The following is a 23,275-nucleotide window of genomic DNA, read 5'->3' on the forward strand; positions in this document are numbered from 1 at the left end:
CAACAACAGCGTGTCGACCGACCGCTGGTTCTCGGTCAGCGTGTTGCTGGTCGTAGTCGCCGAGTCGAGGATGGACAAAATGTTCTGGGCCGCATCGGAATAGACCGCCGTCGTCTTGCCGAACAGCCTCCAGTCCTTATCGATGGTGTCCATCCGGGGATTGACGGTCAGCAGCACGTCGTTGGCACCGGTGATGGCCTGGCCGATCCGTTCCCCCTTTCCGCGCAACGCTTCGGAGAAGGCGGACAAGATCGCGTTGAGCTTCGCCGGATCGATCGCATGGACCACCGATTGCAGGTTTTCGAAAACGGTGTTGACCTCGACCGTGACGTTTCTGGAACGCAGCACCGCGCCGGGCTTGAGCGGGGTCGCGCTGGGGTGTTCGGGCACGATCAGGTCGACGTACTTCGACCCGAATGCCGTCGTAGATTTGATCTCGGCCTCAAGGTTGCTCGGCAGGAACTTGAACGGGCCGGGCTGCATCTTGAGCTGCAGCTGAGCCGCTTTCACATCGGTGCCGATCGAACCGACCTGACCGACCTGCACGCCGCGCAGCTTGACCTTTGCCCCCTGCTCCATCACGAGACCGGCCCGGTCCGACACCAGGGTCAGCGGGATCGTTTCCTGGAATTTGCCCGAGAACGCCCCCGCGGTCAGCGCGATGATCGCGCCGATGAGGATGAACAGCGTCGGCGCCCACCAGATCGGGTCGATTCTGCTGTGGCGGACCCGATTTCGTTGCCTCCGACCGCCCGCGCTGTGATTGCTCATGCGGTCATCCGGACAGGTTGAAGTTGCCGGACTGCCCGTAGACGGACAGCGAAATCGCCAGGCAGACAAACGCCGTGACGATCATCGATGACCGCACTGAACGACCGACAGCCTCCCCCACCCCGGCGGGACCCCCGGTCGCGGTGAAACCGTAGTAGGTGTGCACGACCATCACACCCGTCGCCATGGTCAGGGCCGCCAGAAACGACCAGAACAAGTCGGTGGGGCGCAGGAACGTGGAGAAGTAGTGCTCGTACACGCCGCGGGACTGGCCGTAGCTGTAAATAGTGAGGAACTTGGCGGCGATGAAGGACATCAGCACAGCAACGGCGTAGAGCGGGATGACGACGAGCACGCCGGCGATGATGCGTGTCGACGACAGATACGTGATGGCGCGGATACCCATCACTTCCAGCGCGTCGATCTCCTCGTTGATCCGCATGGCCCCCAGTTGCGCCGTCGCGCCGGCACCGATCGTGGCCGCCAATGCCAGACCGGCCGTGCAGGGCGCGATCATCCGAACGTTCAGGAAAGCCGACAGAAAACCCGTCAGCGCCTCGACCCCGACGTTGGAAAGCGTGTCGTAACCCTGCACCGCGACCAGGGCGCCGGTGGTCAGCGTGAGGAAGCCGATGATGCCGACGGTCCCCCCGATCACCGCCAAAGCCCCTGTGCCCATGCCCATCTCGGCGATGAGCCGCAGCAGCTCGTTGGGGTAGCGGCGCACCGCGTCCACGGTGGAGGCCAGCGATTTTCCGTAGAATTCGGTCTGCTCACCCAGCTTGCGGGTGTAATCGGTCAGCCGCGGACCGACGGTAACGAACCAGGACGGTTCCTGCGCCGCGCCGGTCATTTGGCGGTCACCTTCACGCCGAGCGCGGTGAGCACGATGTTGATGAAGAACAGCGCCATGAAGGAGAAGACCACCGTCTCGTTGACGGCGTTGCCGACGCCGGTGGGTCCGCCGCCCACCGAAAGGCCCTTGTAGCAGGCGATCAGGCCCGCGGACAACCCGAACAGGGTCGCCTTGATCAGCGAAGTCACCACTTGGGGAAGCCCGGTGACCAGGGTCATTCCCGCCACGAACGCGCCCGGGGTGACGTGCTGAACGAAGACCACAAAAACGTAGCTCCCCGTCAACCCGGTGACAGCGACCACCGAGTACAGCAGGACGGCAACGAAGGTGGCGGCGATGATGCGCGGCACCACAAGGGCCTGAATCGGATCGACGCCGATCACCTTCATGGCGTCGATTTCTTCGCGAATCGTCCGAGCGCCGAGGTCGGCGCACATCGCCGTCGACCCCGCGCCGGAGACGACCATCGCCGTGACGACCGGCCCCACCTGCGTCACCGATGCCAGCCCCGCGCCGGCGCCGGAGAGGTCACCGGCCCCGATCTCGACCAGCAAGATGTTCAGGACGAACACGATGAGGACCGTGTACGGGATGGACAACATGATCGTCGGGAAGATGGAAACCCGGGCGACGAACCAGATCTGCTCGAGCAACTCCCGCCATGCCCACGGGCCCCGCACCGCTGCGACCAGCGCCTGGGCGCTGAGCACGAAGAAATCGCCCAGCGCGTTCATGGGCTTCGCAATGGCGGTGCCGTTCATAGGGCGCGCTCGGCCCGACCGGCGTCCATATGGATCAACCCTTTTTCCATTCTCTTAACGCAATTAATCCGCTCGTAATTAACCAGCTTGAAAGCACCGGATATCGCGGCACGCCGACCGCGATGTCAGTTTGCCTGCGTAGACCACGCAAGGAATTTACGGGCAAGATTGTGACCGCGTCAGGGTTGCAATCAACACGAAGAAATTTATCCAGCGGCGAGAAGGACTCGGCCGAGGGTTCATGCCGTCTGCGGCATCCGGCACGCGAGTATTCGAATAAAAGCCCAGGATGAGACGATGATCTTTCCGTCGCACCGCGACCGAATTCAGCCCAGTGGGCGCCCCGGCGGTGGTGCTCGAAGACGGCCGGACCAACATGCGGCGAACGTCACAGACGCTGCGGAGCGCCTCGGCCGTGGGAATGCGGAATGGCGACTCGTCGCTTGCCGAGTTTTCCGTTGCCAACAACCAAGTTGAGCGCTCACGGCCACCGTCCGTTTGGCTATCGCCGTCAAACGAATACGGTTCGGACTTTCGCTTTTCAAAGCAAGGTTTAGGTTCAGGCTGAGCCTAAACACCACCTGCACGAGAATTTCCGCCCGGATACGCTTGGCAGGTGACCGATACCCCGTCCTCCTACCTGGTGCTGGCCTCCCAGCGCAGCGGCAGCACACTGCTGGTCGAGTCGCTGCGCGCGACTGGGGTGGCCGGCGAGCCCCAGGAGTTCTTCCAATACCTGCCGGCCACCAGCCAGGCGCCCCAGCCGCGCGAGTGGTTCGCCGGCGTGGAGGACGAGTCGATCTTGCAGCTGCTCGACCCGCTCGATGCCGGGACGCCGGACCTGGCGCCGCCCGAGATCTGGCGCGACTACATCCGCACGGTCGGCAGGACGCCGAACGGGATATGGGGCGGCAAGCTGATGTGGAACCAGACGCCGCTCTTGTTGAACCGCGCGAAGAACCTGCCGAATCGCAGCGGCGACGGCCTGTTGGCCGCGATCACCGATGTGGTGGGTGAGGAGCCGCTGTTCATCTATGTGCATCGGCCCGACGTGATTTCGCAGGCGGTGTCGTTCTGGCGGGCGGTGCAGACGCGGGTGTGGCGAGGGCGGCCCGACCCGGCTCGCGATGCACGCGCTACCTATCACGCCGGCGCGATCGCGCACGTCGTCACCATGCTGCGCGCGCAGAACGAGGGCTGGCGGAATTGGTTCGCCGACGAGGGCGTCGAGCCGATGGAGATTCCGTATCCGGTGTTGTGGCGCAACCTGACTCAGGTGGTGGCCTCAATCCTGGAGGGGCTGGGGCTCGACCCGGGCCTGGCGCCCGAGCCGGTCCTGGAACGTCAGGCCGACCAGCGCTCCGATGAGTGGGTGGACCGGTACCGCGCGGACGCCGAGAAGCTCGGCCTGCCAACCTGACCGGAGCGCAAACCGCGCACGCCACCTAAATTCAGGGCGATCCAATCACTTGGTCGCCGCGGTCCAAGACGCCACTATTCGCACAGAATGTGGCGTCCAGGGCCACCGTGAACGAGGAGCAAGCATCGTGGGTGAACGCGCGCCGAGTGACGGGCGCGAGCAAGACGCGTCGCAACGGCCGGCCCGGCCCGCGCGGCTCGGCTCGATATCGGTGGACTGGTGGGCTACCGCGGTGGCCGGTGTGATCGTCGCGCTCGCGGTGGCCAACGTGCTCCCGAAGATCCCATGGTGACCGCGTGAGCACGGTTCGCGTCGAACCCGACGAAACGTCCGCCGAGGCCCCGTTCACCAGCACCCGTCCCCTCGACTACGTGCCGGGCATCCTGCTCCTGATCGGAGTCGGGGTGCTGGGCAAGTACGCCCAGGTCTGGTGGAACGCGGTGGCCAAGCACCAGCACTGGACGGTGCCCGACATCGAATACGTGTTGTGGGCCATCGTGATTGGGCTGCTCATCACCAACACCGTCGGCCTGCACCTGATCTTCCGGGCCGGCGTGCAGACTTACGAATTCTGGCTCAAGGTCGGCATCGTGGCGTTGGGTTCGCGATTCGTCCTCGGCGAGATCGCCAAACTCGGCGGCCTCAGCCTGGTGCAGATTCTGGTGGACATGACGATCGCCGGAACGATCATCATCGTCGCGGCGCGCGCGTTCGGGTTGTCCGGCAAGCTCGGCTCGCTGTTGGCGATCGGCACGTCCATCTGCGGGGTGTCGGCCATTGTGGCCGCGAAGGGCGCGATCCGGGCCCGCAATGCCGACGTCAGCTACGCGATCGCGGCGATCCTGGCCTTGGGCGCGGTGTCGTTGTTCGTGCTGCCGCCGCTGGGGCACGCGATCGGGCTGACCGACAACGAATTCGGGTTGTGGGCCGGACTATCGGTGGACAACACGGCCGAGACCACGGCCACCGGTTATCTGTTTTCCGACCATGCCGGCAAGATCGCGGTGCTGGTCAAATCGACGCGTAACGCGTTGATCGGATTCGTCGTCCTGGGATTCGCGCTCTATTGGGCAGGACGCGGGCAGGCCGACGAGATCGCGCCCGGCGCGAAAGCCAAGGCCGCGTTCATCTGGGCGAAGTTCCCGAAGTTCGTGCTCGGCTTCCTGGTGGTCTCGGCGATCGCGACCGCGGGCTGGTTGACCAAGGGCCAAACCGCCAACCTCGCCAACGTGTCGAAATGGGCATTCCTGCTGACCTTTGCCGGCGTGGGGCTCAACACCGACATCCGCCAGATCGCGCGCACCGGATGGCGGCCGCTGGTCGTCGCGATCATCGGGCTCACCGTCGTCGCCTTGGTCTCACTGGGCATCGTGCTTTTGACCTCACGCGTATTCGGTTGGTACGCGGGCACTTAGCCGTGAACTAGCGGCCAGCAGGGCCGTCAGCCAACGTTGGTGCCCCCCTCGGCGATCCGCCGCACCGCCCTGAGAAAGACGTCGATCTCCTCGAACGTGTTGTAGAACGCGAACGACGGCCGAACCGTGGCCTCCAACCCGAGGCGCCGCAGAGCCGGCTGCGCGCAGTGATGTCCGGCGCGCACCGCGATACCCTCCGCGTTGAGCGCCTTGCCCACTCCGAGTGGATCGCCGCCAGCACGCCGGCCGGCCCGCCGGCGTGCTGGCGAACGGCCGCGGGGAGTCGACAAAAACGGGCTCAACCGGCGAAATTGTCGAATGTCCTATAGTGGGCGTTATGCAACAGGCCACACAGCCGTGCCTTGTCCTTACGTGCCGCACCGCCGTGCACTGCTGTTGTCGTTGTTGTTGATTCCCTGACGCCGCAGAAACCCTCGCGTTTCCTCCAGGTTTGCGGGCCGCTCGCACAGGTAGCACCCAGTGGCCGCGTCGAAGCGTTAGTCAATCTTGAAGAAGGATCACCCCGCCGATGACCAATTGCCCATACGCACTGGCGTCGCCTTCGCATTCGACATCACCTGGTAGGCCGACGAAGCTTGAACCAACATCGCCCGAGGAAGACAGATGAGCATCGCAGATAACGTCACACAACTGATTGGAAACACTCCGCTGGTCCGGCTGAACCGGGTCACCGACGGGGCGGCCGCCGACGTCGTCGCCAAGCTGGAGTTCTTCAACCCCGGAAACAGCGTGAAGGACCGCATCGGGGTCGCGATGATCGATGCGGCCGAGCAAGCGGGCCTGATCAAGCCCGACACGATCATCCTCGAACCGACGAGCGGAAACACCGGCATCGCACTGGCGCTGGTGGCTGCGGCCCGCGGCTACCGCTGTGTGTTGGTCATGCCGGACACGATGAGCATGGAGCGGCGGATGCTGCTGCGCGCGTTGGGCGCCGAGATCGTGTTGACGCCGGGCGCCGAGGGGATGCCGGGCGCCATCGCCAAGTCCGAGGAACTGGCCAAGAGCGACCAACGGTATTGGGTGCCCCAACAGTTCGAAAACCCCGTGAACCGGGAGATCCACCGCAAGACCACCGCCGAAGAAGTGTGGCGCGACACCGAAGGCAAGATCGACATCTTCGTGGCCGGCGTGGGCACCGGCGGCACCATCACGGGGGTCGCCGAGGTCATCAAGGAACGCAAGCCGTCAGTGCAATTCGTCGCCGTGGAGCCGGCAGCGTCGCCGGTGCTCTCGGGCGGACAAAAAGGTCCCCACCCCATCCAGGGCCTGGGCGCCGGGTTCGTGCCTCCGGTGCTCGACATGGAACTCGTCGACGAGGTCGTCACCGTCGGCAACGAGGAGGCCATGGACGTGGCACGTCGGCTGGCACGAGAGGAGGGCTTGCTGGTCGGCATCTCGTCGGGTGCCGCGGTGGTCGGCGCCCTGCAGGTGGCCCGCCGCCCAGAAAACGCCGGAAAGCTTGTCGTCGTCGTGCTGCCTGATTTCGGCGAGCGGTATCTCAGCACGCCGTTGTTCGCCGACCTGGCGGGTTAACCATGCTCGACGCCATACGCCGGGACATCCGGGCCGCCAGGGAGCGCGATCCCGCTGCCCCGACCACGCTGCAGGTGATCTTCGCCTATCCAGGCGTGCATGCCATCTGGGGCCACCGGATCAGCCACTGGCTCTGGATCCGCGGAGCCCGGTTGGCCGCGCGGATGCTCAACGAAGTCACCCGCATCTTGACCGGAGTCGACATCCACCCCGGCGCCGTCCTGGGCGCGGGCCTGTTCATCGACCACGCCACCGGCGTGGTGATCGGCGAGACGGCCGAAGTCGGCGAGGACGTGACGATCTACCACGGCGTCACGCTCGGCGGCAGTGGGCGGGATACCGGCAAACGCCACCCGACCATCGGTGACCGGGTGACCATCGGTGCCGGCGCCAAGGTGCTCGGTGCGATCAAAATCGGCGATGACAGCCGGATCGGCGCCAACGCTGTCGTCGTCAAAGAGGTTCCGTCGAGCGCCGTAGTCATCGGGGTTCCCGGCCAGGTCATCAGCCGCCACGGGCGAAACAGCCCAGACGACTCGATGATGCCCGACCTCATCGGCGTCAGCCTCCAGTCCCTCCTCACCCGGGTCGCCAAGCTCGAGGCCTCCAACGACGGGCAACAATCCGCAAGTGTCATCCGGCCACCGGAAGCCGGCGTGTGGCACGGCGAAGACTTCTCCATCTGAGGACCAATTGAGCACTCTCGTGATCGCAGGGACGGCGGTGATCGCTGCGCTGGGGGCCGCCACTGCGGCCGGAGCGATGATCAATCGACGGTCCGGGGTACTTCGCGAGACAAGTCCCGGTCTCCCACAGGACACGGCAGACCTCGGTTTGTCCGACGCGGGTCCCACAGTCGTCCATTTCACCGCAGCATGGTGCGGTCCGTGCGCTTCGGTGCGTCGCGTGATCGAGCAAGTGTGCAGCGACCTCCCCGACGTGACGCATCTCGAAATCGACATCGACGCCAATCCTGCTGCCGCCAAGCGGCTTTCGGTGTTGTCGCTGCCAACTACCTTCATCTTCGACGCCGACGGCCGGCAGCGATACCGCAGCGCGGGCGTCCCCAAGGCCGCTGACCTGCGCCAGGCGCTGCAACCTCTGCTGGCCTGACCGCGGCGCCGGCGCTTCGAATGCCGTTCGAGATGCGATCACCGCGATCGACGCTACGGTTGGCGTAAGCGACCGCGTCACGGACGGAGATTGCGATGAGCGACCCCCACGCGCCAAAGATCCCGGCGGCGCTGTCCTCGCCGAGTCTGAATCGTGGGGTCGGCTTCACGCACGAGCAGCGGCGGCGGCTGGGCCTGACCGGGCGGCTCCCACCGGCCGTGCTCTCGCTCGACGAGCAGGCCGACCGGGTGTGGCATCAATTGCAAAGCCTGGCAACGGATCTAGGCCGAAACCTGCTGTTGGAGCAGCTGCACTACCGCCACGAACTGCTCTACTACAAGGTGCTGGAGGATCATCTGCCGGAACTGATGCCGGTGGTCTACACGCCCACCGTCGGGGAAGCCATTCAACGGTTTTCCGACGAGTACCGGGGACAGCGCGGGCTTTTCCTGAGCATCGACGAGCCCGACGAGATCGAGCCCGCCTTCGCAACTTTCGGGCTGGAACCCGACGACGTCGACCTGATCGTGTGCACCGATGCCGAGGCGATCCTGGGCATCGGCGATTGGGGCGTGGGTGGCATCCAGATCGCGGTGGGGAAGTTGGCGCTCTATACCGCCGGTGCCGGCATCGATCCCCGTCGCTGCATCGCGGTCTCCCTTGACGTGGGCACCAATAACGAACAACTGCTTCAGGATCCGTTCTACTTGGGCAATCGGCACGCCCGGCGCCGCGGCGACGAGTACGACGACTTCGTCAACCGCTACATCGAAACCGCCCACCGGCTGTTCCCGAAGGCGATCCTGCATTTCGAAGACTTCGGTCCGCTGAACGCCCGGCGGATCCTGCACACGTACGGCGACAAGTACTGCGTGTTCAACGACGATGTCCAGGGCACCGGCGCGGTGGTCGTCGCGGCCGTGTACGGCGGATGCCACGTCACCGGCGTGCCGATGCGCGTCCAGCGGGCCGTCGTCTTCGGGGCGGGCACCGCCGGGATCGGGGTGGCAGACCAGATTCGCGACGCGATGGTGTCCGACGGCGCCACCATCGAGCAGGCGACGGCGCAGATCTGGCCGATCGACAAGCAGGGCCTGCTATTCGACGACATGGACGACCTGCGCGATTTCCAGGTCCCCTACGCCAAGAACCGCGCCCGGCTGGGCGTGGGAGCGGGAGATCGGGTGGGATTGGTGGACACCATCAAGCTCGCCTCCCCCACCATCCTGCTCGGCTCCTCGGCCGTGTTCGGCGCCTTCACCGAGAAGGTCGTGCAGGCCATGACCGCGTCATGTGAGCGCCCGATGATCTTCCCGCTGTCCAACCCCACATCCCGCATGGAGGCCATGCCGGCCGACGTGCTGCAGTGGTCCGACGGCAAGGCGCTGATCACCACCGGCACCCCGGTCGCACCGGTCGAATACGGCGGCACCATCTACACCATCGGCCAGGCCAACAACGTGCTGGTGTTTCCCGGAATCGGGCTGGGCATCATCGTCGCAGGGGCCCGGCTGCTGACCAAGGGGATGCTGCAGGCGGCGGCGAAAGCCGTTGTGCTGCAGGCTAGCCCGTCAGCCACCGGGGATTCACTGCTACCCGATGTCAGGGAATTGCGCGCCATCTCGACGGCGGTCGCCGAGGCCGTGTATCACGCAGCGGTCGCCGACGGGGTGGCCACCCGCACGCACGCCGATCCGCGGCAAGCCGTCCTCGACACCGTCTGGGCCCCGGCGTACGACTAGTGCTTTACGGATGGTCCCGCCCCAGGGTCGTTCGGGTGCGGCGCCAGCGGCGTCACCTTATCGGTACGCCACACGCGCAGCGGCATCGAGGCCAGCACCTCCTCGGGCCGGTCGGCGTCAGCAGCGGCGAACAGACCGAGCGTGCGCCACTCACCCGGCCGCAGCGGCGGCCGCCATAAGCGCAACAGGTGCCCCTGCTCGGCGAGCTCGCGGGAATGCGCGGCCTCTCGGGCCCGGACCTCGTCGACCGTCTCCGTCGGGGTGCCATCCGGGACGTGCGTCGTCATCGTGACCAGGAACTCCACCAGTCCTCCTAATTGGTTGCGCTCACAGTAAATTCACGAGGGACGGCGCGCCAGCGCAATGGCGCGACGCGCGGCAGGCAGACAAGGCAAGGAGACCTCAATTGACCGCCGATCAGGCCCACCAGAAAGTCGCGATCATCACCGGCGCCTCGCAGGGCATGGGTGCCGCCCTGGTCGAGGCCTACCGCGAACTCGGTTACGCCGTGGTGGCCAACTCACGCTCGATCGCCGCCGGCGATGACCCCCGCGTGGCGGCCGTCGCCGGTGACGTCGCTGATCCCGCGACCGCCGACCGTATCGTGGCGACGGCGGTGGAGCGGTTCGGTCGGGTGGACACGCTGATCAACAACGCGGGCGTCTTCGTCCCCAAGCCGTTCACCGAGTACACGGCGGCGGACTACGAGTTCGTGACCGGGGTGAACCTCGCCGGCTTCTTCCACGTCACGCAGCGAGCCATCGCCCGAATGCTCAGCCAAGGCGGGGGCGGCCACGTCGTGAACATGACCACGTCGCTGCTCGACCAGGCCAACTCCGCGGTCCCCGCGGGATTGACCGCCCTCACCAAGGGCGGCCTGGCGGCGGTGACCAAATCGTTGGCCATCGAGTACGCACGCAGCGGGATCCGCGTCAACGCCATCTCCCCGGGCAACATCGCCACGCCGATGCATGCCGACGACGACACCGCCGCGCTGGCCGCCATGCATCCCCTGGGCCGGATGGGCGCCATCGCCGACGTCATCGAGGGGGTTCGATACCTGGAGGCCGCGACCTTCGTGACCGGGGAGACCCTCCACATCGACGGCGGCCAGAGCGCCGGACACTGAGTCTCAACCTTGCTCCCCCGCCTGGACTCGAACCAGGAACCTATCGGTTAACAGCCGAACGCTCTGCCAATTGAGCTACAGGGGATCAACACGATCGCGGGACGACTCTAGCGTACTGGCATAACCGCACCCAACTGGACAGGACCGACTTCGTCTCGCCCCGGGGACCGGATCGGGCGCGCACGCACCGGGTCGGGTGAGGCAGGATGGGAACGGTCGCTAGTCGGGAGGAACGCTTTGATCCGGTATGTCGTGGTGCTGGGACTGGGTTACGTGCTGGGCTCGAAGGCCGGGCGTCGCCGATACGAACAGATCGTCGGCACCTATCGGGCGCTGACCAGCAGCCCCGTGGCCAAGTCGGTGATCCAGGGTGGGCGCCGCAAGATCGCGAACCGGATCTCCCCGGACGCCGGATTCGTGACCGTCGCCGCGATCGACGACCAAACGGCCGTCTTGGAGCGCGGCGCCGAGCGACCGGCCGACGAGGTCCTCACATCGTCAGATCATCGCCGCTAGCCTGCTCCAGCAGGCTGCGCCGGTAGGCCTCCATGGCGACCAGGTCACCGAATAGCGCGTGGTACTCGTCGCCCTGTTCGATCGGCGACATGCGCTGCAGCTTGGACTTCACCTCGGCGATCTGGCGGCCCATCCACACCTCTTGCAGGCGGGCCAGCACGCCGGCGATGTAACGCACCAGCTTCTCGTCGTCGTCGACCTGGATGGCCTCCACCCCGAGCTCACTGACCAGCCCCGCGGTGAGGTCTGAGCCGGCCCGTTGGCGCACCGCGTCGATCCACTGCCCCCCGGTGATGCCGCTCGACGTGCCGCCCGCGGCCTCGATGGCCGCGCGCACGGCGGCGTAACCGGGATGGGTGAAGCTTTCGACGGGCAGGGTGTCGAATACCGGGCCGGCCAGCGCCGGGTACTGCAACGCCGACTTGAGCGCCGCGCGCTGCGGCCTGAGCGTCGGATCACGAGGGTCCGGAAGTGAGGCGGCGGGGCGACCCGGGGCCGCCGCACGGGGCTGCTGAGCGCCGCCGCGAGGGGCGTTCGCGGCGGAACCGGCCCGCGCCGGGGCCGGCGACTTCTTGGCCTGGCTGCGCACCCGGTCGATGACCTGCGCCACGTCGTCCCAGCCGACCCAGCCCGCGAGCTGGCGCGCGTACTCGTCGCGCAGCGTGGGGTCTTTGATCTGGCTCACCATCGGCACGCAGCGGCGCAGCGCCGCGACCCTGCCCTCGGCGCTGTCCAGGTCCATCTCGGCGAGCGCGCTGCGTATCGCGAATTCGAACAAGGGCGTGCGCCGCGCCACCAGATCGCGCAGCGCGCCGTCGCCGGATTTCAACCGCAGGTCGCAGGGATCCATGCCGTCCGGGGCCACGGCGACGAACGACTGCCCCGCCAGATTCTGCTCGCCGCCGAAGGCCTTGAGCGCCGCGGCGCGGCCGGCCGCGTCACCGTCGAAGACGTAGATCAGCTCGCCGCGGAAGAAACTGTCGTCCATCATCAGCCGGCGCAGCATCGACAGGTGCTCATCACCGAATGCGGTGCCGCACGACGCCACGGCGGTGGTGACGCCGGCCAGATGCATCGCCATCACATCGGTGTAGCCCTCGACGACGACGGCCTGGTGCCCCTTGGCGATGTCGCGCTTGGCCAGATCGATGCCGAACATCACCGACGACTTCTTGTACAGCAGCGTCTCAGGGGTATTGATGTACTTGGCTTCCATCGGGTCGTCGTCGAAAAGGCGGCGGGCGCCGAACCCGATCACCTCGCCGGCCGCGCTGCGGATGGGCCACAACAGCCGGCGGTGGAAGCGGTCCATCGGGCCGCGCCGCCCCTGTCGCGACAGGCCGGCCGCTTCCAGCTCCTTGAACTCGAAACCCTTGCGCACCAGATGTTTTGTCAGTGAATCCCACCCGGATGGGGCGAATCCGCAGCCGAACCGGCGGGCCGCCTCGGCGTCGAAATTCCGTTCCGTCAGGTACTGGCGGGCCGGTGCCGCCTCGTCGGATTCCAGCGCCGCCGCGTAGAACTCCGCCGCGGCCGCGTTGGCCGCGACGAGCCGGCTGCGGCTGCCGCGGTCGCGCTGCACGCTGGTCGCCGGGCCGGTGTAGCTGATGGTGTGGCCGATCCGGTCGGCGAGCAGCTCGACGGCCTCGACGAAGGTGACGTGTTCGATCTTCTGGATGAAGGCGTAGACGTCGCCGCCCTCCCCGCAACCGAAGCAGTGGAAGTGGCCGTGGTTCGGGCGAACGTGGAACGACGGCGACTTCTCGTCGTGAAACGGACACAGGCCCTTGAGGGAATCGGCTCCCGCGCGCCGCAATTGGACGTAGTCGCCGACGACTTCCTCGATGCGGACCCGCTCGCGGATGGCGGCGATGTCGCGATCGGGAATCCGGCCCCGGCCCCGGGCCCGGGCGTCGCCGTCCGCGCGTGAACCTGCCGGGCTGGACATCGGCTCAGTCTAGAGCGCCGAACCGGCCGGCTATCCCGTTCCGATGACGCCGCATGCCACCCGTTCCATCGCGTTATCGGTGTTTTCGGCGCCGTGCAGCATCAACGCTTTGCCCTCGCCGCCCACCAGGACGTCCCGGTTGAACGCATCGGTGGTGGTCACCAGGTAGGCCGAGCCGTCCGAACGCACCTCCAGCGACGTGAGGTCACCGCTTTCCGGCTTACCGGTGTGTCCGGGCGCGTTGTAGTGACCGCCGGCGGACAGGAAGTTGCCGGGCGCACCACCGGTCGGGGCGACGGAGTTGGGCTCGCACTTGCCGATCTGGTGGACATGCAGGCCGTGGAAGCCCGGCGACAGGATGCCGCCGGCCACGGTCTTGACGGTGACGGTCACGTACCCGCCGGTGAAGTCGAACGTCGCCGTGGCAACCGACCGCCCGTCCGGCGTCTTCAGTTGCGCGGTGAGCGATTCGCCGTTGGGCGCGGGCGTCGTCGTCTCACCCGACGACGCCGGTGGGGCGCTCTTCACCGGAGGGGTGGTGCCAGGCTGGGTGCTGGCGTGTTGGGGTGAGCTGCAGGCGGTCATGGCGACGACGGGAAGCCCCACCGCGAGGGTGGCGATACCGCTGAATTTGGTCATGTCGGGCAGCCTAGCCCGCGGCGAGGACGGGATCGCCGTGGGATGAGCGGGCGGCTAACCGGTGGCCTGGCGCGCGTCGATACGTTCCAGCCGGCCCTCGGTGTACGAGGCGATCTGATCGACGATCACCCGTAGCCGGGCGCGGTCGTCGGCGGCGGTGGTGAACGCAGCGGCGAAGACCGGGTCGAGTGTCTGAGGCGCCCCTGAGTAGAGCCACTGCGCCACCCGGTGGATCCGTTCGCGCTGCAGGCGCTGGGTGTCCAGATGCCTCGGATCGGACATGATGAATTGCAGCGCCAGGATTTTCAGCAAGGCGACCTCGGCCCGCACCAAGTCGGGCACCAGCAGGTCGGCCCGGTAGCGGACCAGCGGCCCGGGCCCGGCCGCGGCGCGGGTGGTGGCGATGGCGGCGGAGGCGAACCTGCCGACCAATTCACTGGTGAGCCTCTTGAGCGCGACCGCGGCGGCCAGCGTGGCGTCGTACTTGCCGACCGCGGCGACCACGGGCAGACCGGACAGCCGCCGGGCGGCCGCCATGAAGTCGTCGGCGCTCACCCGGGAGAATTCGCTCTCGCCGAGTTTGGCGAGGGCGGCCGCCTCGTCGTCGTCGGCGAGCACGCGCAGGTCGATGCGCTGGGAGACGACGCCGTCCTCGACGTCGTGCACCGAATAGGCGATATCGTCGGCCCAGTCCATCACCTGCGCTTCCAGGCACATCCGGCCCTCCGGCGCGCGGGCGCGGACCCAAGCCGCCGGCTCGCGGTCCTCGTCGTAGAACCCGAACTTTCTCATTTGTTGACCAAGCCCCCTGCCGCGGTACCACGGATACTTGGTGACCGCGTCGAGGGAGGCGCGGGTCAGGTTGAGCCCCGCGCTATTGCCTTGCTCGTCAAGCACTTTGGGCTCGAGGCTGGTCAAGATGCGGAAGTTCTGTGCGTTCCCCTCGAACCCGCCGTAGTCGGCGGCGAACTCATCCAGGGCGCGCTCGCCGTTGTGGCCGTATGGTGGGTGCCCGATGTCGTGGGCCAAGCCGGCCAGCTCGACCAGGTCGAGGTCGCAGCCCAAGCCGACCGCCATCCCCCGCCCGATCTGGGCAACCTCCAGGGAATGCGTCAGCCGGGTGCGTGGTGTGTCACCTTCGCGGGGCCCGACGACCTGAGTCTTGTCGGCCAGCCGGCGCAGCGCGGCACTGTGCAGCACCCGGGCCCGGTCCCGGGCGAAGTCGGTCCGGTGCTGACCTTCCGTGCCCGGCAGACCGGCAGTCTTCGGAGCTTCGCGTACCCGCCGTTGACGGTCGAAGTCGTCGTAAGGGTCTTGCCGATTCATGTCCGCCTTCTTAGTCACCGCAGCACAGTCTGCCAGGGAATGCAGGACGAGGGACCGCTCCGCCGGACGGCTCATTGCCCGCGTCGCCGCGGGGCTAGATTGACGTCATGCGCACTGCCCGCCTGCTCGGTGTGATCGCGACAATCCTCGCAATCGCTTTCAGCGGCGGCCTGCTCGTGGCACCCGGGGCCGGCGCACAACCCCCGTTCCGGCTGGCGGATTACGTCACCGACAACGCGGGCGCCCTGTCGGAATCCGGCCGCGCGGCGGTCACGTCCGCGGTGCGCAAGCTGTACACGGATCGCCACATCCGGCTGTGGGTGGTCTACGTCGACGACTTCTCCGACCAGAGCCCGGTGAACTGGGCACAGCGCACGGTGCGTACCAGCGATCTGGGCGACTATGACGCCCTGCTGGCCGTCGCCACCGGCAGCCGCGCCTACGCCTTCCTGGTGCCGTCCACCGTCAAGAGCGTCAACGCCCGCCAGGTCGATGACTTGCGGCGCAACAAGATCGAGCCCGCCTTGCACAACGGCGACTGGAGCGGGGCCGCCGTCGCGGCGGCCAACGGGCTGAACACGTCACCGGGTTCGTCGGGCCGGGTGGCCCTGCTGGTCACGCTGGCAATAATTCTCGTCGCGCTGGCTGCCCTGCTGTTGGTCATGCGCTATCGCAGTCGGCGCCGGCGCGCGGCCGAATTGGCCGCGGCCCGACGGGTCGACCCCACCGACTCCCAAGCGCTGGCCGCCGTGCCGCTGCAGGCCCTCGACGACCTGTCGCGCGCATTCGTCGTGGACGTCGACAACGCCGTGCGAACCAGCTCCAACGAACTCGACCTGGCGATCGCGGAGTTCGGTGAAGAGCGGACCCAGCCCTTCACCCAGGCCCTGACCAACGCCAAAGCCGCTCTCTCCCAAGCGTTCACGGTGCGACAGCAGCTGGACGACAGGACCCCGGAGACGCCCGACCAGCGCCGCGAGTTGCTCACCCGGGTCGTCATGTCGGCGTCGCGCGCCGATCGGGAACTGGAGTCGCAGACCGAGGCGTTCGAGAAGCTGCGCGATCTGGTGATCAACGCCCCGTCGCGGCTCGACGCGCTGACCCAGCAATACGTTGAGCTCACCACCCGGATAGCGCCGTCAGAGCAGCGGCTGGCCGAGCTGCACGACCAATTCGACGCTACCGCACTGATTTCCGTGTCGGGCAATGTCTCGGCCGCCAAGGAGCGGCTGGCGTTCGCCGACCGCAACATCGGTACCGCCCGGGATTTGGCCGCCGAAGCCGTCACCGGCCGGCAGGCCGGCTTGGTGGATGCGGTCCGCGCCGCGGAGTCCGCGCTCGGGCAGGCGCGGGCGCTGCTGGACTCGGTGGACAACGCGGCCAGCGACATCCAGCACGCCATCGACCGGCTGCCGTCGGCCATGGCCGACATTCAGGCCGACATCAACCGGGCGGGCGGGCTCTTGCAGAAAGGGCAGACAACCGCTCACACCGGCGATCTGCGCGCGGCGCGCGATGCGGCCACACGGGCCGTCGACCGCGCGCGCGCCGGCGGCTCCACCGACCCGCTCGGCGCGTTCGCCGAGTTGTCCAGGGCGGATGCCGATCTCAACGGGCTGCTGGTCACGCTGGCGCAGGAGCAGGCCGCCGCCGAGCAGCTCAACCGGTCATTGGAGCAGGCGTTGTTCACCGCCGAGTCGCGGGTGCGAGCGGTTTCCGACTACATCGATACGCGCCGCGGCAGCATCGGCCCGGAGGCCCGCACCCGGCTGGCGGAAGCCACCCGATATCTGCAGGCCGCGCGGGACAAGAGGGCGACGCATCCGACCGAGGCGATTTCGGACGCCAATGCGGCCTCGACGCTGGCTGCCCAGGCGCAGTCGCTGGCCAATGCCGATGTGCAATCGATTCAGCGCGCCTACGCGCGGCGCGGGGGCGGTGACATGGGAGCAATGCTGGGCGGCATCATCATCGGCAATCTGCTCGGCGGGGGCATGCGGGGCGGCTTCGGCGGCTGGAGCCCCACATCGTTCGGCGGGTCGTCGGGGGGATCGTCCGGCGGCGGCTTCATGGGTGGCGGCGGCCGATTCTGAGCCGCTCGCCCTAGAACCCGGCGGTCAACCGGCGGCCGGTGAATGCGGAATCACGCCTCCGCTGCGCGGTACGTCGAAGCGGGGCTCGGCTTCGCCTTCCCACCGCTGCCAGTCGTTCCATTCTTTGGGGTCCGCGACCGCGGCCGGGGCGGGAGCGTCGGCCGCCGCGTCGCCGGGGTCGGCGCTCACTTCCGGCTTCGGGGCCCAGTGGTCGTAGTCATCCGGCGGTACGACCACGCCCCAAACGAGTGGCACCGACAGGCCGCCGAGCATCCCCGACTCACCCCGAACCGCCGAGACCGAGTCATCTGGTAACGGCGGACCAAGAGGCAAAAGCATGTTGCCCCCTTCCACAGCCGATTTTCGGATGCTGTGGCCGAACCTAATAACAGCAAGCAGGCACATCGTAAGCCAAACTTCAGACAAATACCCGAAAAACGTGGATTTGCTTCCGCGGGGCATCCCCGACCCCCGGGCCGGAGCCGGCAAGCAGGCTCAGCGCCCGCGAACGGACGGTGGCCCCGCTATCCGCCCTTGGTCCGCGGCACCACCTTGGGCCGCGACTGAACAACGTGTGGGTTCTCCCCACCGCGGCGGCCCCTGCGGTCGGTCTTGTTTTTGTCGGTATCGCGTTCGTCCATCGCCATGGCCATGGCCGACGTGGAGCCGGCGGATGCGGGCGACGCGGAGGACGATCCCCCGGTCGCGATCGGCGTCGGTAATTGGGTGCCCAACGCCGGCACCGCGAGACTGGTCAGCACCGCCGGCACCGGCATCGAGCCCTGCCAGGTCGGCGGCACCGTGATCGCTCCCACGAACCGAGCGGTGCCCAACCCCGCCGTGGCGACGCCCAGCCCACCGAGCGATTGCGGCGCTTGGAGGCCGCCGGTGGCGAGCGGCGTCTGTGCGGCCACGGTGGTGACACCGGCCATCGCGGGCGCCGCCGGCCCGACGTTGTGGGCCAGCACCATCATCGGGGACATCAGCGCGGTCGCGGGGTACATGCCAATCGGCGCCAGGGCGGTCATCGTCGTCACCGGCATCGACGACAGTAAGGACGTCACGGACGAGAGGCCGGGGAAGAACGCCCCGAGCACCGCCTGCAGCTGCGAAACAAAGCTGGCCCCCAGCGCTCCGAACGCCTGGGACGCGAAGTCCAGCGGCGCCGTCACCAGGCCCGCCAATCCGCCCAGAGCCACCGGCGGGGCGCTGAACGCCGGCAACGTCGCGGCAACCGTCCGCGCCCCGACGTGATAGCCCACCATCGCGGCCACGTCCTGGGCCCACATCTCCATGTACTCGATTTCGGTCATCGCGATCGCCGGGGTGTTCTGACCGAAGAAGTTCGTGGCGATGAGCATTAACAGCCGGAGGCGATTCGCAAGCACCTCCGGGGTGGGCACCGTCGCCATGAACGCCGCCTCATAGGCCGCCGCCGCCGCCGTCGCCTGGGCGGCCGCCATCTCGGCCTGCCCGGCGGCCGAGATCAGCCACTGCAGATACGGCGTCGCCGCCGCCACCATCGCCACCGACGACGGGCCCGTCCAGGGACCCGCTGCCACTCCCGTCACAACCGACTCAAACGACGCCGCCGCAGCCGCCAAATCCGCCGCCAGTGCTTCCCAGGCCGATGCCGCCGTCAACAGCGGGCCGGGGCCGGCGCCGCCGTACATCAGGGCAGAGTTGATCTCGGGGGGGAAGAACATAAAAGCAGGAATCATCACATCCCCAACCCACCGACTACCGAGTCAACGGCACCTACACCCATGCGAACCGACAGCCACCCCCGGCGACTAGACACGTGAGCAACATCCGCATCGAGCCTAAGCCAATCGGTTACCCAAATGCCGTTTTTTACGAAACGTTTAATTAGGCGCGGCGGCGGGGTGTCGATGCCGGTCAGGGGGCAAGGCGGGAGCTCCGAAAGGCGCGGCGCCAGCCCCGGTCAGCAACCCTTGAGCCGCGCCGCCAGGTAGTCGGCGACGGCATTCATCGCGACCCGTTCCTGCGTCATGTCATCGCGCCGGCGCACCGTGACGGCGTTGTCTTCGAGGGAGTCGAAATCCACCGTCACGCAGAACGGCGTCCCCACCTCGTCCTGGCGCCGGTAGCGGCGCCCGATCGCGCCGGCGTCGTCGAAATCGATGTTCCAGCACCTGCGCAACTCGGCGGCCAGGTCGCGGGCCTTGGGACTCAAGTCGGCGTGCCGGGACAGCGGCAGCACCGCGGCCTTAACCGGGGCCAATCGCGGATCCAGGCGGAGCAGCGTGCGCTTCTCCATCACACCCTTGGCGTTCGGCGCCTGGTCCTCGGTGTAGGCGTCGATCAGAAACGCCATGAACGACCGCGTCAGCCCCGCCGCCGGTTCGATGACATAGGGGATGTACCGGGTATCGGTGCCCTGGTCGTAGTACGACAGGTCGGCGCCGGAATGTTTTGCGTGCGTGGACAAGTCGAAATCGGTCCGGTTGGCGACGCCCTCCAGCTCGCCCCACGGGTTGCCCGCGAAGCCGAACTTGTACTCGATGTCGACCGTCCGGTCGGAGTAGTGCGAAAGCTTCTCGGGAGGGTGTTCGTATAACCGCAGATTCTCCGGGTCGATACCCAGCTCGAGATACCACTGCAGGCGGGTGTCGATCCAATACTGATGCCATTCCTTCGCGGTCGACGGCTCCACGAAGAATTCCATTTCCATCTGCTCGAACTCGCGGGTCCGGAAAATGAAGTTGCCCGGCGTGATCTCATTTCGAAAACTCTTGCCGATCTGACCGATACCGAACGGCGGCTTCTTGCGCGCGGTGGTGACCACGTTGGCGAAGTTGACGAAGATGCCCTGCGCGGTCTCCGGACGCAGATAGTGCAGGCCCTCCTCGGTCTCGATCGGCCCGAGGTGGGTCTTGAGCATCATGTTGAACTCGCGCGGCTCGGTCCACTGGCCCTTGGTTCCGCAATCCGGGCAGACGATCTCGGTCATCGGCACCGAGTCGGGGTCGTCAATCCCCTTCTTGGCCGCGTACGCCTCCTGCATGTGGTCCTGGCGATGCCGGTGATGGCAGTTCAGGCACTCGACCAGCGGATCGTGGAAGACCTCGACGTGGCCGGAGGCCACCCAGACCTGCCGCGGCAGGATGATCGACGAATCGATGCCCACGACGTCGTCGCGCCCGGTGACCACCGCTCGCCACCACTGACGCTTAATGTTCTCCTTGAGTTCCACTCCCAGCGGGCCGTAGTCCCACGCCGACCGGGTGCCGCCGTAGATCTCACCCGAAGGAAAGACGAAGCCGCGACGTTTGGCCAGGTTCACTACGGTGTCGATGACGGACGCCACGGGGTGGTGCACTCCCTTTCCGGGTTAGGACGGGCACGAGCGGCGCTCGACCGCCGTGCGCAGAGCATTCGTCATCGTAACGATCGGCCCCCCGGTCTTTGACATGCGTCATCATGCATGTGACAGTGGAAGTCGACCGCCGCACGGCGCACCCTCCCGCTACCTGGCCCTTCTCGAGGTGATGACTCTCTCCATGGCGATGTCCCCCTCCCCGCCTTCCTCGTTGTCGGCCACCGCCGACGGCGACGTGGGACCGGTGATGAGCGTGGTTGCCCACGAGCACGGCGAAACCGGCCCCGGCGGACACGCGCCGGCCGATTACCCCGTCCCGCCGCCCCGGGAGATTCTCGACGCGGCCGGTGAGCTGCTGCGCGCGCTGGCCGCTCCGGTGCGGATCGCCATCGTGTTGCAGCTGCGTGAATCCCAGCGCTGCGTGCACGAGCTGGTCGACGCGCTCGGCGTGCCGCAGCCGCTGGTCAGCCAGCACCTGAAGATCCTGAAGGCCGCCGGCGTCGTCGCCGGGGAGCGATCCGGCCGCGAGGTGCTGTACCGGCTTGCCGACCACCACCTGGCGCACATCGTGGTGGACGCGGTCGCCCACGCGAGCGAGGACACCCAATGACACGCGCCGGCCACGATGCAGGACCCGCGTGCGGGGGACGGCACCAATGACAGGCGCGAGTGTCCGGTCGACCCGTCAGCGGGCGGCGATCTCCACGCTGATGGACACCCTCGACGACTTCCGCTCGGCGCAGGAGTTGCACGACGAGCTCCGCCGCCGCGGCGAGAACATCGGGCTGACCACGGTCTACCGGACGCTGCAGTCAATGGCGGCGGCGGGAATGGTCGACACACTTCGCACCGACACCGGGGAGTCGGTCTACCGCAGGTGCTCCGAACACCACCATCACCATCTGGTCTGCCGCAGCTGCGGTTCCACGATCGAAGTCGGTGACCACGAGGTCGAGGAGTGGGCGGCCCAAGTCGCCTCCAAATACGGCTATTCCGACGTCAGCCACACCATCGAGATCTTCGGCACCTGTTCCCAGTGCGGGACCTAGGTTGACCCGAAGCCGGCCGAACGCGGCACGGCGGAAAAAAGTTACCGAAAAGGTGTCCCGTCACGCGCCCGCCGCGTGCTCCTACCCATGAGTGGCCCACGGGCCGAGGCAAGCACGAACTCGAGGGAATTGAGAGCAACATGCGGAACCACCCATCGCCCCACCTGCGGCCCGTACGCGACGTCGAGGCTCCGTCACTGCAATTTCGCACCATCCATGGCTACCGGCGGGCCTTCCGGATCGCCGGTTCGGGACCGGCTCTGCTGCTGATCCACGGCGTCGGCGACAAGTCCACGGCATGGGAGCCGGTACACGCCAAACTCGCGCGACGGTTCACGGTCATCGCACCGGATCTGCTGGGCCACGGGGAATCGGACAAACCACGCGCCGACTACTCGTTGGCGGCCTTCGCGAACGGTATGCGCGACTTGCTTGCCGCGCTTGACATTGACCGCGTCACGCTGGTCGGGCATTCGTTCGGTGGCGGTGTCGCAATGCAATTCGCCTATCAGTACCCGCAGTTGGTAGAACGCATCGTGCTGGTCAGCAGCGGTGGCGTCGCCCGGGAGGTGAGTGTGGCCTTGCGGTTGGCGGCGATGCCGTTGGGCAGCGAGGCCCTGGCCATGCTGCGCACGCCGGGCGTGATGCCTGCGATTCGACTGTTCGGACGGGCCATGGCTACCGTGTTGGGCCCCACCAACTTCGGGCACGATGTCGCCGATGTGGTGAATCTGCTCGAGGGCTTCCGGGACCCGCGCGCGTTGTCGGCGTTCGCGCGCACGTTGCGGTCGGTGGTGGACGGGCGCGGCCAATTCGTCACCATGCTGGACCGAAGCTATCTCGCGCAACCCATTCCGGTGCAAGTGATCTGGGGTGAGGACGACTTCGTGATCCCGGTAGAGCATGCCCGGATGGCCCACGAGGCGATGCCCGGATCACGCTTGGAGATCTTCGAAAACTCCGGGCACATGCCGTTCAAAGACGACCCGGATCGCTTCGTCGAAGTCGTCGAGCGGTTCGTCGACTCGACCCGACCGGCTCAGCACGACCAAGACCTCCTACGCTCGTTGCTGCAGACCCGCGTGGACGGAAACGCCCCGGGATCGATAGCCGCCGCTCTGGCCGAATCGGCGGTGTCCTAGCGCCCTACCCCGTCAACGTGCGACGGATATCGGCGCCGCTGTCCAGCACCAACAGCACCAGGGTGCGCAGCGCGTCGTCGGTCAAGCCGGCGCCGGGAAAGTTGTAGCGCAGCATCACGTCGGCGCTCTTTGCGGCGCCCCTGCCCGAGTTGCGTTGCACGGCCTTGTCGTTAACCTTCTCGATCGTCGTGACGCTGCCGAAATTGCTGGCGCGGGCCTGCTTGGCGACCTGATCGCTGACCTTCTTGGTCAGCGGCAGATCCCACGCCAAGACTTGCGTGAGCGACACCAGGTCGAGGTCCTCGGCGATATTCACCACCCGCAACGAAGCGATGGTCCCGGCATGGCGCACCGTCAGCGCCCCGTCGGACTCCTCCTGAACCGCAAGGACCACGCCGAGTACCGAAGCCAGACGCTCCTGCAGTGATGGCATTGGATCCTCCCCGTGAGGACCC

General features: G+C 67.1%; 23 protein-coding genes, 1 tRNA gene and 2 pseudogenes. 13 read left to right on the forward strand and 13 right to left on the reverse strand.

Translation table 11 applies throughout. The features are described from left to right. From A5711_RS03255 to A5711_RS03265, 3 genes are all read right to left on the reverse strand, one after another. Positions 1-771: MCE family protein (locus A5711_RS03255; protein ID WP_156744765.1), on the reverse strand; the 771-nt coding region annotated here is incomplete at its 3' end. A 4-nt stretch (positions 772-775) separates the two neighbouring features. Further along, positions 776-1,624, reverse strand: coding sequence for an ABC transporter permease (locus A5711_RS03260; protein WP_067944022.1), 849 nt, complete (start codon positions 1,622-1,624; stop codon positions 776-778). Then, positions 1,621-2,388, reverse strand: a complete 768-nt coding sequence (locus tag A5711_RS03265; protein ID WP_067944024.1) for an ABC transporter permease — start codon at positions 2,386-2,388, stop codon at positions 1,621-1,623. Before A5711_RS03265 ends, A5711_RS03260 begins: the two co-directional genes overlap by 4 nt. Positions 2,389-3,004: 616 nt before the next feature. Between A5711_RS03265 and A5711_RS03270 the strand changes: the two genes are divergently transcribed. From A5711_RS03270 to A5711_RS03275, 3 genes are all read left to right on the forward strand, one after another. Then, positions 3,005-3,808 carry a Stf0 family sulfotransferase gene (locus A5711_RS03270; protein WP_067944025.1) on the forward strand — a complete coding sequence of 268 codons (804 nt, stop codon included), beginning with the start codon at positions 3,005-3,007 and terminating at the stop codon, positions 3,806-3,808. Positions 3,809-3,935: 127 nt separating this feature from the next. Next, positions 3,936-4,100 (forward strand): hypothetical protein, encoded by a 165-nt coding sequence (locus A5711_RS27125; protein WP_197501073.1) that lies wholly within the window; start codon positions 3,936-3,938, stop codon positions 4,098-4,100. Between the two features lie 4 nt (positions 4,101-4,104). After that, a complete protein-coding gene (locus tag A5711_RS03275) occupies positions 4,105-5,223 on the forward strand; it encodes a YeiH family protein (RefSeq protein WP_067944027.1) in 1,119 nt (372 codons plus the stop codon). A gap of 26 nt (positions 5,224-5,249) precedes the next feature. Here the strand turns inward: A5711_RS03275 and A5711_RS03280 are convergent. Then, positions 5,250-5,462: pseudogene (locus A5711_RS03280) on the reverse strand (aminotransferase class V-fold PLP-dependent enzyme); the annotation flags it as partial. A gap of 385 nt (positions 5,463-5,847) precedes the next feature. Between A5711_RS03280 and cysK the strand changes: the two are divergent. The 4 genes from cysK to A5711_RS03300 all read left to right on the forward strand — a co-directional run bounded on the left by cysK (position 5,848) and on the right by A5711_RS03300 (position 9,635). Next, positions 5,848-6,780, forward strand: coding sequence for a cysteine synthase A (cysK, locus tag A5711_RS03285; RefSeq protein WP_067944030.1), 933 nt, complete (start codon positions 5,848-5,850; stop codon positions 6,778-6,780). Positions 6,781-6,782: 2 nt separating this feature from the next. Continuing rightward, positions 6,783-7,466, forward strand: a complete 684-nt coding sequence (gene cysE / locus A5711_RS03290; protein ID WP_067944032.1) for a serine O-acetyltransferase — start codon at positions 6,783-6,785, stop codon at positions 7,464-7,466. A gap of 7 nt (positions 7,467-7,473) precedes the next feature. After that, positions 7,474-7,893 (forward strand): thioredoxin family protein, encoded by a 420-nt coding sequence (locus tag A5711_RS03295; protein ID WP_067944034.1) that lies wholly within the window; start codon positions 7,474-7,476, stop codon positions 7,891-7,893. A gap of 95 nt (positions 7,894-7,988) precedes the next feature. Continuing rightward, positions 7,989-9,635, forward strand: coding sequence for an NAD-dependent malic enzyme (locus tag A5711_RS03300; protein WP_067944036.1), 1,647 nt, complete (start codon positions 7,989-7,991; stop codon positions 9,633-9,635). 23 nt (positions 9,636-9,658) lie between these two features. Here the strand turns inward: A5711_RS03300 and A5711_RS03305 are convergent. Beyond that, a pseudogene (locus A5711_RS03305) lies at positions 9,659-9,940 on the reverse strand (muconolactone Delta-isomerase family protein); the annotation flags it as partial. 101 nt (positions 9,941-10,041) lie between these two features. Between A5711_RS03305 and A5711_RS03310 the strand changes: the two are divergent. Beyond that, a complete protein-coding gene (locus tag A5711_RS03310) occupies positions 10,042-10,764 on the forward strand; it encodes an SDR family NAD(P)-dependent oxidoreductase (RefSeq protein WP_255395981.1) in 723 nt (240 codons plus the stop codon). A 12-nt stretch (positions 10,765-10,776) separates the two neighbouring features. Here the strand turns inward: A5711_RS03310 and A5711_RS03315 are convergent. Continuing rightward, positions 10,777-10,849, reverse strand: a tRNA-Asn gene (locus A5711_RS03315). A 152-nt stretch (positions 10,850-11,001) separates the two neighbouring features. Here A5711_RS03315 and A5711_RS03320 point away from each other — a divergent pair. Then, the gene (locus A5711_RS03320) at positions 11,002-11,280 is read left to right on the forward strand and encodes a hypothetical protein (protein ID WP_067944043.1); all 279 of its coding nucleotides are present in this window, start codon (positions 11,002-11,004) and stop codon (positions 11,278-11,280) included. Here the strand turns inward: A5711_RS03320 and dnaG are convergent. Genes dnaG through A5711_RS03335 form a run of 3 tightly spaced genes read right to left on the reverse strand, consistent with a single transcriptional unit; the run spans position 11,255 to position 15,193 of the window. Next, positions 11,255-13,228 (reverse strand): DNA primase, encoded by a 1,974-nt coding sequence (gene dnaG / locus A5711_RS03325; RefSeq protein ID WP_067944045.1) that lies wholly within the window; start codon positions 13,226-13,228, stop codon positions 11,255-11,257. The genes A5711_RS03320 and dnaG overlap by 26 nt on opposite strands. Positions 13,229-13,258: 30 nt before the next feature. Further along, positions 13,259-13,867, reverse strand: a complete 609-nt coding sequence (locus A5711_RS03330) for a superoxide dismutase family protein (RefSeq protein WP_082953516.1) — start codon at positions 13,865-13,867, stop codon at positions 13,259-13,261. A 54-nt stretch (positions 13,868-13,921) separates the two neighbouring features. Beyond that, a complete protein-coding gene (locus A5711_RS03335) occupies positions 13,922-15,193 on the reverse strand; it encodes a deoxyguanosinetriphosphate triphosphohydrolase (protein ID WP_067944047.1) in 1,272 nt (423 codons plus the stop codon). A 107-nt stretch (positions 15,194-15,300) separates the two neighbouring features. Between A5711_RS03335 and A5711_RS03340 the strand changes: the two genes are divergently transcribed. Further along, positions 15,301-17,286, forward strand: a complete 1,986-nt coding sequence (locus tag A5711_RS03340; protein WP_067944049.1) for a TPM domain-containing protein — start codon at positions 15,301-15,303, stop codon at positions 17,284-17,286. A gap of 24 nt (positions 17,287-17,310) precedes the next feature. On the opposite strand, the gene A5711_RS03345 is transcribed toward A5711_RS03340, so the two are convergent. The 3 genes from A5711_RS03345 to A5711_RS03355 all read right to left on the reverse strand — a co-directional run bounded on the left by A5711_RS03345 (position 17,311) and on the right by A5711_RS03355 (position 20,629). Then, positions 17,311-17,625: a hypothetical protein gene (locus A5711_RS03345; protein ID WP_231972126.1), complete on the reverse strand. Its 315-nt coding sequence runs from the start codon at positions 17,623-17,625 to the stop codon at positions 17,311-17,313. 185 nt (positions 17,626-17,810) lie between these two features. Further along, positions 17,811-19,007, reverse strand: coding sequence for a PPE family protein (locus A5711_RS03350; RefSeq protein ID WP_067944053.1), 1,197 nt, complete (start codon positions 19,005-19,007; stop codon positions 17,811-17,813). 224 nt (positions 19,008-19,231) lie between these two features. Further along, complete coding sequence (locus A5711_RS03355; RefSeq protein WP_082975639.1) at positions 19,232-20,629, reverse strand: glycine--tRNA ligase; 1,398 nt, start codon at positions 20,627-20,629, stop codon at positions 19,232-19,234. A gap of 181 nt (positions 20,630-20,810) precedes the next feature. Between A5711_RS03355 and A5711_RS03360 the strand changes: the two genes are divergently transcribed. The 3 genes from A5711_RS03360 to A5711_RS03370 all read left to right on the forward strand — a co-directional run bounded on the left by A5711_RS03360 (position 20,811) and on the right by A5711_RS03370 (position 22,820). After that, positions 20,811-21,239 (forward strand): metalloregulator ArsR/SmtB family transcription factor, encoded by a 429-nt coding sequence (locus tag A5711_RS03360; protein ID WP_067944054.1) that lies wholly within the window; start codon positions 20,811-20,813, stop codon positions 21,237-21,239. Positions 21,240-21,285: 46 nt separating this feature from the next. Further along, on the forward strand, positions 21,286-21,678 hold the full coding sequence (locus A5711_RS03365; protein ID WP_067944056.1) for a Fur family transcriptional regulator: 393 nt from the start codon (positions 21,286-21,288) through the stop codon (positions 21,676-21,678). A 140-nt stretch (positions 21,679-21,818) separates the two neighbouring features. Then, positions 21,819-22,820, forward strand: coding sequence for an alpha/beta fold hydrolase (locus A5711_RS03370; RefSeq protein ID WP_067944058.1), 1,002 nt, complete (start codon positions 21,819-21,821; stop codon positions 22,818-22,820). 4 nt (positions 22,821-22,824) lie between these two features. Here the strand turns inward: A5711_RS03370 and A5711_RS03375 are convergent, their stop codons facing one another. Next, positions 22,825-23,253: a hypothetical protein gene (locus A5711_RS03375; RefSeq protein WP_067944059.1), complete on the reverse strand. Its 429-nt coding sequence runs from the start codon at positions 23,251-23,253 to the stop codon at positions 22,825-22,827. Between the last annotated feature and the right edge of the window lie 22 nt (positions 23,254-23,275).

Source organism: Mycobacterium sp. E2238 (assembly GCF_001672665.1).
In the GTDB taxonomy this organism is placed as follows: Bacteria; Actinomycetota; Actinomycetes; order Mycobacteriales; family Mycobacteriaceae; genus Mycobacterium.